We start from the raw sequence: 10493 nt of genomic DNA, 5'->3' as shown, positions 1-10493 counted from the left end.
TTATGGGGTCAGTCCAGCAGCGCCACCGGGCAAGGACATCGGGCACGGCGGCAATACCTTGCCCGGCCTGTCGTTAATTTATTCACTCTCCTGGCTGGAATGGCCGCCCCCAAATGCGCCCGCTATTTTCTCTCCACCGTTATCATGGTCACGAACGGATGATACTGCCACGGCACGCTGCCGCCTTTGCGGTACATCTTCGACAGGGTGCCGTCGAGATAAAGCATCTGCCGCACGCCAAGCTTTGACTGCGCATAGCAGGCAAAATCGTAAAAGTTGGTCTCGCGATCGCTGAGCATAAACACCACCCGGCCCTGCTTATCGATACCAACCCCGTTGCGCAGCTTGCGCGAACTGGCGGAGGGCTTCAGTCGCCAGTTGATGGCGCCATTTTCAATCAGCATCGGGCCGGACTGCACCGCATAGCGGATGGCGGGAGAGGGTTTGTACGCCGGCAGCGGCACGATTTTCGCCCGGCCGTTTTCCACCAGGAATACGCCGCCGGGGCGGATAAAGAAGTTCCCGCCGCCGGCGGAGCGGTTGACCGGCGTCAGCCGTTTGCCGTCTTCGATATACAGCCCCAGCGGCGCGTAGGCCTTATCGTAAATGCCGCCGTTCATCGCCATCTGCACCCGGCCGTCGCCATCGATACCCGCCAGCAGCGAACGCAGGGAACCCCAGGCTTTGCCGTGCCGATCCTGCCAGTACATCGCAATGCGCTCTTTCTGCGCATCCACCCGATAGCTCTGCAGGGTCAGCGTCGGGTCGGTGAGGGTACAGGCGGCGCTGGCGACGGCGGCCAGGGGCAGCAGCGCCAGAGGGAGCAGGCAACGTAATAACATGGGCAGTCCTTTCTATAGTCTGCGCCGAGTATACCCGCCTCGCTGCCTTATGCCGCCCAAATCTCACAGTGTTTTTGCACCAGCCCGGAAAGCGAACCGCCGTTGGCGATAAAGTCGCGCATCTGCTGCGCCTCGCTGTGCGGCGATTTCGCCTGGCGAACCACCGCCTCCAGCGCTGCCGTCGCCTTCAGCTGATGGGCGAAAGGGGCCAGCCGGTCGGCGAGCTGCAGGATCTCCTGGCGGATGCTGCGCTGCTCCCCGCTGCGCACGTCGGTGAGGGTCCCGTCCAGCCCGTAGCGGCAGGCCTGATAGCGGTTAAAGGGGTACAGCAGATAATCATCAGGCTGGTGCTTAAAAGGACGCTCCGTCAACAGCCAGCAGGCCAGGGTCTGAATAAAGCCGGCGATGTGGATCGCCTGGGCAAGGGTCAAGGGGGTGTCCATCACCCGCACCTCGACGGTACCAAACTGCGGGCTGGGGCGAATATCCCAGTGCAGATCCTTCATGCTATCGATCATGCTGGTGTAGCTCAGCTGGCGGAACAGGCGACGAAACCCCTGCCAGTCGGCCACCCACGGCATCGGACCGTTGTCGGGATAGGAGGAGAAGCGGTTGAGGCGCGAACAGGCGAAACGGCTGTCGGTACTGTCAAACCACGGCGAGGCGGCGTTAAGGGCGATGAAGTGCGGTACAAAGCGCGACAGGCCATGCAGCAGATAGATGGCGTCGTCGCCGCTCTGGCAGCCGACGTGCACATGCTGGCCAAAGACCGTCGCCTGCTGCGCCAGATAGCCAAAATGCTCGACGGTTTTGACATAGCGCGGGTTATCGCTGATTTGCTGGCGCTGCCAGGCATGAAAGGGGTGGGAACCCCCGCCGCAGATCTGCAGATGATGGCGCAGCGCCGCGCGCTGGACCGCCTGCTGGATGGCGCTGAGCTGGATTTGCGCATGGCTGATGTCGCGGCACACCCCGGTGGCGATCTCCAGCATGCTCTCGGTGATGTCGTGTTTGGCTTCTCCCACGGTCAACTGATGCTGGACGTCGGCAATCAGCGTCGAGGCATCCTGGCTGAGGTCGTAACCCGGCGGGTTCACCACCTGCAGCTCCAGTTCGATACCGAGGGTAAAAGGATCGGAGCGGTGAAAATCGGCTAAAGGCATAGTCTCTCCCGGTCGATGTGTTCCCTGAAGTATATACCCGTCACACATTTACGTTGGCTTTGCTACGCAGCTTATCCATTCGCCTCGCGCCGCATCCCGCGATATTAGGCGACGCGTCAGGTCAATTGTTGCCCCCGTTCTCTTCGCCAACCCGCTGGCGGCCAAATTTGCGCGAGCCCACCACGCACAGCACCACGCCCAGCGTAACCGCCAGCATCAAGGGGCTGACGGTTTCGTGCAACAGCGCCGCCGACAGGCCAAGCCCGAAGAACGGCTGCAATAGCTGGAGCTGGCCGACGGCGGCGATCCCGCCCGCGGCCAGCCCTTTGTACCAGAAGATGAAACCGATCAGCATGCTGAACAGCGACACATAGCCGAGCGCCGCCCAGGAGGAGGCCGAGATGGCATGCCAGGACGCGGGCTGAACCAGCAGCGAGGCGGGGAGCATCAACGGCAGGGCTATCACCAGCGCCCAGCAGATCACCTGCCAGCCGCCGAGCTCCCGCGTCAGCTTTGCCCCTTCCGCATAGCCGAGGCCGCAGGCGATAACCGCCGCCAGCATCAGCAGATCGCCGCTGAGTGAGGCCGCCGCACTTTGCGTCAGGGCGAATCCCACCACCAGCAGGCTGCCCAGCAGCGAAAAGATCCAGAAAGCCCGCCGCGGGCGTTCGCCGCCGCGCAGTACGCCAAAGAGGGCGGTCATCAGCGGCAGCAGACCAATAAACACAATCGAATGCGCCGAGGTGATGCGCTGCAGGGCCAGCGCCGTGAGTAGCGGAAAGCCGAGCACCACCCCAGATGAGACGATGATCAGGGACACAAGCTGCGCCAGGCGCGGGCGTTTCTGGCGAAAGCCGACCAGCAGCGCGACGGCAAGCAGCCCGGCGATGGAGGCGCGCAGAAAGGTCAATAACAACGGATCCATATCCTGCACCGCCAGCCGCGTCGCGGGCAGCGACCCGCTGAAAATGATCACCCCCAGTAAACCATGAAGCCATCCGGACCAGGGGCCGGGCGCCGATTTATCCAGTGTTGAATCTACCACGTTAACCTCGCGTTATCTGATTGGGCTGCGCCCGCTTGAGCATCGTCAGCGGCGATGGTAATGTGGCCAATCTAATACAATCAAATTATTGTCATAGATACATTTCACGATGAAAGCCCGATATAAAGCCGTTGTCGACCGATATGCGCAGGCGATCCGCAGCGGGCAGTTGCCCGCCGGCAGCCGTCTGCCGACGCACCGTACCCTTGCCGCCGGGGAGCGCATCTCGCTGGCCACCGCCACGCGCGTCTACCGTGAACTGGAAGAGATGGGGTTGGTTAGCGGCGAAACCGGCCGCGGCACCTTCGTGCGCGACCTCTCGCTGCCGCCGGGGCATGGGGTCGATCAGCAGGTGGTGGCCGCCGATGTCGTGGATCTCAATTTCAACTACCCTTCGCTGCCGGAGCAGGGCGATGCGCTGCGCGAGGCGCTCAGGCAGCTGGCGATGGCGGGCGATATTGACTCGCATCTGCGCTATCAGCCTCACGCCGGGCGGCTTGCCGAGCGGGACATTATCGCCCGCCATTTGACCTGCCAGCACTTTGCGCCGGACGCGGAAAATGTCCTGATCGTCAACGGCGCACAGCACGGGCTGGCGGTGACCGTCATGGGGCTGTTACGTCCGGGGGATGTGGTGGCGGTGGATGCGCTGACCTATTCGGGCTTCAAGGTTCTGGCGGCGCTGTATCATCTGGAGCTGGCGGCGATCCCCTGTCGGCCGGAGGGACCGGATCTTCAGGCGCTTCAGACGCTGTGCCAGCAGCGGCGGGTGCGGGCGGTGTATACCATGCCGACGCTGCACAATCCGCTGGGCTGGGTGCTCAACACCGGTCAGCGGCAGGCGCTGGCCGATCTTGCGCGCCAGCACGATCTGCTGATTATTGAAGATGCCGCCTATGCCCGGCTGGTGAGCCGTCCGCCGCCGCCGGTGGTCAGCTATGCGCCGGAAAGAACGGTGTATGTCACCGGATTTTCAAAAAATATCGCCACCGGACTGCGCGTGGGGGTGGTGATTTCTCCGCCGCGCTATCGCCCGGAGATTGAGCGCGCCATCCGGGCCACGACGTGGAATACGCCGACGCTGATAAGTTCGCTGATCTGCGCCTGGATTGAAGATGGCACGGTGGCGCGCTTTGAAACGCAGAAACGCCAGGATGCGCGACAGCGGCAGCAGGTGGCCCGCGAGGTGCTTTGTGGGCTTCCCGTCGTCAGTCATCCCGATTCGTACTTCGTCTGGCTGCCGCTGGGTGAAGAGAGCCGGGCCGATCGGCTGGCGAATGCGCTGATGGAACGCCGCATTTCGGTATCGACCGCCGAGCCGTTCTGCGTCTCCGCCACGATCCCGCAGGCGCTGCGCATTGCGCTCGGATCGGTGCCTTTCGACAGCCTGCGCCCGGCGCTGCTCAGCGTGCGCGACGCCGTTGAGTATGAACAATACCGCTAACCCATCTGCTCCAGCTGGCCGCGCAGGACCTCCACCCCCTGGGCGATGGCGTCAGGGTTAATGGCGTGGAATCCCATGCGAAAATAGTTATCCGGCGGCGCGGCGTTAAGAAAATGGCGCGCCCCGGGCTCAATCAGCACGCCGGCGTGGGCGGCGCGCCAGGTGAGCTGCTGGGTGTTGATCTGCGCCGGGGTCTGCAGCCAGAAGGCGTTAGCATGTTCGCTCCCCGCCAGCGCGCGACACGACGGCAGATAGCGCTGCAGGGCGGCGTGCAGACGCTCCCAGCGCTGGGCGGAGTCATAGTGGTAGCGCCGCAGATGGGTCTCATAATGGCCCTGTGCAAGGAAGTGGGCCATCTGGTACTGAATGTTGGTCGGCGGATGGCGATAGACCAGCCGGCGCAGGGCGCGCGCCTCGTCGATCAGGTCCGGGTCGGCGACCATAAACCCCAACCGCAGCCCCGGTGACAGCGCTTTTGACAGGCTGCTGACATACACCACCCGGCCGCTGCGATCGCTGGCCTTCAGCGCCGGCAGCGGGTTGAGGGTAAAGTTACTCTCCGAGTCATAATCATCTTCAATAATGACCGCGTCATGGCGGGCGGCATGCTCCAGCAACTGGCGACGCCGCGCACTGCTCATGGTCACCCCGGTGGGCACCTGATGACCTGGAGTGACATAGTAGTAATCGCAGGGACGCTCATTAAGCACGATCCCCTCTTCATCCACCGGGTGCGGCACCACCTCGGCGTCGGCGAGCAGAAAGGTGTTGATGGCTTCGCGGAAGCAGGGGTTTTCGACGCCAATGCGGGTGGTGGAAGAGAGCAGCAGTCGGGTCAGCAGGTAGAGGGCATTTTGCGAGCCAAGGGTGATGAGAATTTCATCCGGCGCGGCGACAATGCCCCGCTTGGGCAGCACCCGGGTGCGGATCTGCTCGATCAGCATCGGCACATCCTGGTCAATATGGTCGATGACCCACGCCGGGTCGCGCACCCCGCCGTGCAGCCAGTTCGCCGCCGAGCGCCAGGTGGCCAGCGGGAATTGCCGGGTATCGGGCTGGCCGTAGATAAACGGGTAGCGGTAGTGCATCCAGCCCGCCGGTTTGAGGATCGACTCCTGCTGGCTGGGGGTCATCTGCAGCCGGTCGCCCCAGCGTGGTGCAGCCGCTTCGCGCTGCGGTGCACTCTCGACGGCGGCAGGCGAAGCTTCATGATAGTCGGGATGCAGGTAGTAACCGCTGCGTGGGCGGCTAATCAGGTAGCCCTCGTTGACCAGACTTTCGAACACCAGCGCGGTGGTGTTACGCGAGACGCGAAGCTGGCTGGCCAGCTGGCGACAGGAGGGCAGCGGGGTGTCGGCGGCGAAGATCCCGCTGAGAATGGCATTCACCAGCGTCTCTCGCACCTGTTCCTGCAAACCGCGGCCAGGCTGAAAATCAACGTGTAACAGGTGACGGATCATACGGGGCTCCTCTGGCAATAACGCATTGCGACCACCCGTTACACTCAGCAAATTCCATACCACCCTGCCGCCATCTGACACAGCGATGCGGCCCATCTGGCTCTATACGGAATTGAAAAACGCTCCCACATTAAAAACGTATTCAGCCGCCGTGGACCGGAACGTCCCCGGCCACTATTTTGCAGAAACCTTTTCGCGTTCTGGAATGAACCCGTCTGGCCAATCCATCAGGGGTGAAATAATGAAAAAATCATTGGCATCAATGTGTCTGAGCGCTGTATTAACGGTCGCTTTTTCTTATCACGCCGTCGCGGCCGATCTTCCGGAAATAGAAAAGTCCGGCACCCTGAAAGTGGCGACGGAAGATGATTATGCGCCGTTTAACTTTATGAATAATGGCCAGGCTGATGGCTTTAACAAAGATATGCTTGAGGAATTACGTAAGTACGCCAAATTCCATGTCGACCAGAGCATATTACCGTGGACCGGATTATTAGCGGCTGTCTCCACCGGGCAATACGATATGGCCTTAACCGGGGCGGTTATTACCGATGAGCGGCTGAAGGTCTTTGATTTCACCCCACCGTGGGCCTCCGCACAGCACTATTTCGTCAAACGCGCTGGCGATACCTCGCTAAATACCATTGCCGATCTCAGCGGCAAAAAAGTGGGGTTACAGGCCGGGAGCGCGCTGCTGGCGCGTTTGCCGGAGCTGAAGGCGATGCTGGAGAAGACCGGCGGCAAGCTGGGACCGGTGGTGGAGTATCCCTCCTATCCGGAAGCCTACGCCGACCTGGCGAACAAGCGACTGGATTACGTGATTAACGTGGTGATCTCGGTAAACGACCTGGCGAAAGCCAAACCGAAGGTCTTCGCCAAAGGGCTGGCCGTCTCCGGACCGGGGTATATGGCGTGGCCGATCCCGAAAAACTCGCCGCAGCTGCTGGCCTATATGACCAAGTTTATGAACCACATGAAGGAGACCGGCAAGCTCGCCGAGCTGCAGAAAAAATGGTTCGGCGAAACCTATGACAACCTGCCGACCGAGGCGATCACCAGCCCGGAACAGTTTCACAAACTCGCCGGACTGTAATATTCCGCGGCGGGCGACCGCCGCCTGTTGTTGAGAAGGAGGGCCTCATGGATGCAATTTCCTGGCAGTTATTAATCGAAGGCGCATGGACGACCCTCTGGATTTCGGCCATCGCTATCGCCTTCGGGGTGGTGGCTGGCCTGCTGATCGCCCTGGTACGGATGCTGCGCCTGCCGGTGATCGACCAGCTGCTGGTGGTCTATATCAGTCTGGCCCGCGCGACGCCGCTGGTGACGCTGGTGCTATTTCTGTTCCTTTCCTTGCCCACGATGGGCATTAACCTCGACAAGAACGTGGCCGCCATCGTGGCGCTGACGCTTAACACGTCGGCGTTTAACGCTGAGATCTGGCGCAATGCCTTCCGCACCTTTCCGCGCGAACAGCGGGAGGCGGCGGAGTCGGTAGGGATGCGCCGCTGGACCTACTTCCGCTACATCATGCTGCCGCAGATGTGGATCGAGAGCCTGCCGGCGCTGGTCAATGAGATGTCCTTTTTGATCAAAGGTAGCCCCGCGATCGCCGTGATTGGCGTGGTGGATCTCACCCGGGTCACCAACCGTATCTCCTCGGTCACCTACGAGCCGCTGTCGCCGATCCTCGCCGCCGGCCTGCTGTATGTGGCGATCATCGGCTGTTTGTTGAAGCTGCAGGGTATCGCGGAACGTAAAGCCAGGCGTCTGGCGCGCTAGGAACGGGAGGCATTATGAATCAGTGGGGCGTTATCTGGTCGGTTCGCGATAGCTTTATTGCCGGGTTATTCGCGACCCTCGAACTGTTTATTACCGCCGCCCTGGCGGCGCTGATTATCGGTATTGCGCTGTGTTATTTTAGCGAATATCAAAAGAAAGTGATTAACCGGATTATTATTGGTTTCGTCAGCCTGATGCGCGCGATCCCTTTTTTGATCCTCGCTTATCTTCTGTATTACGGACTGCCGCAGCTCGGTATTAGCATGGAGCCGTGGACCGCCGGTTTACTGGCCCTGATTATTTATCATGGCGCCTATTTCTTTGAAATATTGCGCAGCCAGCGGCGGGTATTTTCCGGCGGATATATTGAAGCGGCGATTGCTCAGGGCTTTTCTCGCTATGCCATTTTTCGGCGGATTATTTTACCCAATATCGTCTCTTCCGCCTTACCGCTGATCGGCAATCAGCTGATTATTTGCCTGAAGGACACCGCTTTCCTGAGCATTATTACCGTTCAGGAGATCACCGCCGCCGCCAACAGCGTCCAGGCGACCTATTTTATTCCGTTTAACGCCTTTATCGTCGCCATTGGGCTTTACTGGGCGATCAGCATTCTGCTGGAGCTGCTGATTAAGCGCCTGACCGCCTGGGGAGCCAAAAGAGGAATGAGCCATGCCTGAGTCTATTGCCGTAAGCGTCAAAAACGTCTCCAAACAGTTCGATAATGTGGAAGTCCTGCGGGATATTAACCTGACGGTGGAGAAGGGGACCGTGGTGAGTATTCTCGGCTCGTCCGGGTCGGGAAAATCCACCCTGCTGCGCTGTATGAACTGGCTGGAACAGCCGGACCGCGGTGAAATTCATATCGGCGGTCAGCGGCTGGGGATTGATGAACAGCGCGGCCGGGCGATGTCGCACCGCCAGCTGGCCAAAATCCGCGAGCGGGTGGGGATGGTCTTTCAGAGTTTTAACCTGTGGCCGCACCTGACCGTGCAGCAGAACGTCAGCGAGGCGCTGCTGCGCGTTAAGGGCATGAAACGAGACGAGGCGAAGGCCATGGCCATGCAGCAGCTGGAGAAAGTCGGCATGGCGCACAAAGCCGATGTCTACCCGATCACTCTCTCCGGCGGGCAGAAGCAGCGGGTGGCGATCGCCCGTTCGCTGGCGATGTCGCCGGAAGTTATCCTCTTCGATGAACCGACCTCGGCGCTGGATCCGGAGCTGGTTAATGAGGTGTTGGGGGTAATGAAAGCCCTTGCCGCCGAGGGCTACACCATGGTGGTGGTGACCCACGAGATGGATTTTGCCCGCCAGGTGTCCAATGAGGTGGTGTTTCTGGAGAAGGGACTGCTGATTGAGAAGGCGCCGCCGGAGAAGTTCTTCACTCAGCCTGACTCCGAACGCGTCAGGCAGTTTCTGCAAAGCAGCCGTTAGTCCGGCCTGCATCCCCTGCCGGTATCGCCGACAGGGGATGCGTCGGGTTTCGCTTAATCCCGGTCGATAGCGAACGGCTGCCACGCCTGACGCACCGGCATCACCTCCACCCGGTTAATGTTCATATGCGCCGGCAGCGTGGCGATATAAAACATCTGCTCGGCGATATCGCTCGCGCTCAGCGGCGTGGTGCCGCGATAGAGCTTATCCGATGCCGCCTGGTCGCCTTTGGTTCGCACCAGGGTAAATTCGGTCTCGGCAATCCCCGGCGCCAGATCGGTGACCCGCACGCCGGTGCCAAGCAGATCGCAGCGCAGGTTATAGCTGAACTGCTTCACAAACGCCTTGCTGGCGCCATACACATGGCTGCCGGGATAGGGCCACTGCCCGGCGATCGAGCCGATATTGATAATACTCGCCCCGGCGCCATGGCGGATCAGCGTCGGCAGCAGGGCGTGAGTGACTGTCACCAGACCGGTGACGTTGGTGTCGATCATCGTTTTCCAGTCCTCCAGCGCCACCTCCTGCGCCGGCAGCGGCGACAGCGCCAGCCCGGCGTTGTTGATCAGGGTGGTGATATCGGCGAAATCGGCGGGCAGCGACGCCACGGCGGCAGCCACCGCCTCGCTGTCACGAACGTCAAGCTCAATAATATGCACCGGCACCCTGGCGGCGAGTCTGTCCTGCAAGGCCTTCAGTCGCGGATAGCGGCGCCCGCTCAGCACCAGCGACCAGCCCGCGTCGGCAAACACCTGCGCTGCCGCTTCGCCAAAACCCGAGGTCGCCCCGGTGATAAACACTACGTTGCTCGTTGCCATCTCATTCTCCTGTGCGGTTGTCCCTTCACTATAAAAACGCCGGACGACAAGGCACAGGGCCAGACGACGGGCGGGGATGTGACACCGTGTCACATCGTTATGCGCGCACTGGCTCTATCCGATTTGCGCGGCCAAGGCCAATGATGAAGCCAACCACTACGACATGAGAGAGGGCAGGGTATGAAGCTGGCAATTCACAACGAGGTCGCGGTAAGCAATGACGAAGTTCGGCAATTAGATCGCGCCTATGTGTTTCATTCATGGTCGATGCAGGGCAATCTCAACCCGCTGGTCATCGCCGGGGCGCAAGGCTGCGAGCTATGGGATTATGAGGGGAACACCTGGCTCGATTTCAGCAGCCAGCTGGTGAACGTCAACATTGGCTATCAGCACCCCCGGGTACTGGCGGCCATGAAGGCGCAGCTGGAAACCCTGGTCACCATCGCGCCCGCCACCGCCAACCTTGCCCGCGGCGAAGCAGCGAAGCGCATCGTCGACCTGGCGC

The 10493-nt window shown here is 60.9% G+C and carries 11 protein-coding genes; 6 read left to right on the top strand and 5 right to left on the bottom strand.

Annotated features, from left to right (window positions below):
- Positions 1-122 precede the first annotated feature (122 nt).
- The 3 genes from KHQ26_RS25720 to KHQ26_RS25710 form a co-directional block, all read right to left on the bottom strand.
- On the bottom strand, positions 123-842 hold the full coding sequence (locus KHQ26_RS25720; protein WP_004151678.1) for a phosphodiester glycosidase family protein: 720 nt from the start codon (positions 840-842) through the stop codon (positions 123-125).
- 47 nt (positions 843-889) lie between these two features.
- Complete coding sequence (locus KHQ26_RS25715) at positions 890-2005, bottom strand: YbdK family carboxylate-amine ligase (protein ID WP_004178906.1); 1116 nt, start codon at positions 2003-2005, stop codon at positions 890-892.
- A gap of 121 nt (positions 2006-2126) precedes the next feature.
- Positions 2127-3035 (bottom strand): DMT family transporter, encoded by a 909-nt coding sequence (locus KHQ26_RS25710; RefSeq protein ID WP_029497488.1) that lies wholly within the window; start codon positions 3033-3035, stop codon positions 2127-2129.
- 124 nt (positions 3036-3159) lie between these two features.
- Between KHQ26_RS25710 and KHQ26_RS25705 the strand changes: the two genes are divergently transcribed.
- Entirely contained in the window at positions 3160-4494 is a 1335-nt protein-coding gene (locus KHQ26_RS25705; RefSeq protein WP_020804990.1) for a PLP-dependent aminotransferase family protein, read from the top strand.
- Here the strand turns inward: KHQ26_RS25705 and KHQ26_RS25700 are convergent.
- Positions 4491-5954 (bottom strand): PLP-dependent aminotransferase family protein, encoded by a 1464-nt coding sequence (locus KHQ26_RS25700; protein WP_004191435.1) that lies wholly within the window; start codon positions 5952-5954, stop codon positions 4491-4493. The two genes, KHQ26_RS25705 and KHQ26_RS25700, sit on opposite strands and share 4 nt — an antisense overlap.
- A gap of 241 nt (positions 5955-6195) precedes the next feature.
- Here KHQ26_RS25700 and KHQ26_RS25695 point away from each other — a divergent pair, with 241 nt between their 5' ends.
- Genes KHQ26_RS25695 through KHQ26_RS25680 form a run of 4 tightly spaced genes read left to right on the top strand, consistent with a single transcriptional unit; the run spans position 6196 to position 9170 of the window.
- Positions 6196-7047 carry a transporter substrate-binding domain-containing protein gene (locus KHQ26_RS25695; protein WP_002893184.1) on the top strand — a complete coding sequence of 284 codons (852 nt, stop codon included), beginning with the start codon at positions 6196-6198 and terminating at the stop codon, positions 7045-7047.
- 47 nt (positions 7048-7094) lie between these two features.
- A complete protein-coding gene (locus KHQ26_RS25690; protein ID WP_002893187.1) occupies positions 7095-7736 on the top strand; it encodes an amino acid ABC transporter permease in 642 nt (213 codons plus the stop codon).
- Positions 7737-7750: 14 nt separating this feature from the next.
- The gene (locus KHQ26_RS25685) at positions 7751-8416 is read left to right on the top strand and encodes an amino acid ABC transporter permease (protein WP_002893189.1); all 666 of its coding nucleotides are present in this window, start codon (positions 7751-7753) and stop codon (positions 8414-8416) included.
- Entirely contained in the window at positions 8409-9170 is a 762-nt protein-coding gene (locus KHQ26_RS25680; protein ID WP_004151676.1) for an amino acid ABC transporter ATP-binding protein, read from the top strand. The genes KHQ26_RS25685 and KHQ26_RS25680 overlap by 8 nt, the downstream gene beginning before the upstream one ends.
- Positions 9171-9223: 53 nt before the next feature.
- Here KHQ26_RS25680 and KHQ26_RS25675 read toward each other — a convergent pair whose 3' ends face one another.
- The gene (locus tag KHQ26_RS25675; protein WP_002893192.1) at positions 9224-9988 is read right to left on the bottom strand and encodes an SDR family NAD(P)-dependent oxidoreductase; all 765 of its coding nucleotides are present in this window, start codon (positions 9986-9988) and stop codon (positions 9224-9226) included.
- A gap of 180 nt (positions 9989-10168) precedes the next feature.
- Between KHQ26_RS25675 and KHQ26_RS26145 the strand changes: the two genes are divergently transcribed.
- On the top strand, positions 10169-10493 hold a 325-nt coding region (locus tag KHQ26_RS26145; RefSeq protein ID WP_142373477.1), incomplete at its 3' end, for an aminotransferase class III-fold pyridoxal phosphate-dependent enzyme.

Origin of the sequence: Klebsiella sp. 10, from assembly GCF_018223925.1 — a bacterium.
Lineage (GTDB): Bacteria > Pseudomonadota > Gammaproteobacteria > Enterobacterales > Enterobacteriaceae > Klebsiella > Klebsiella pneumoniae.
Note: the sequence above shows the minus strand (reverse complement) of the source record. Positions and strands in the feature narration are given on the sequence as shown.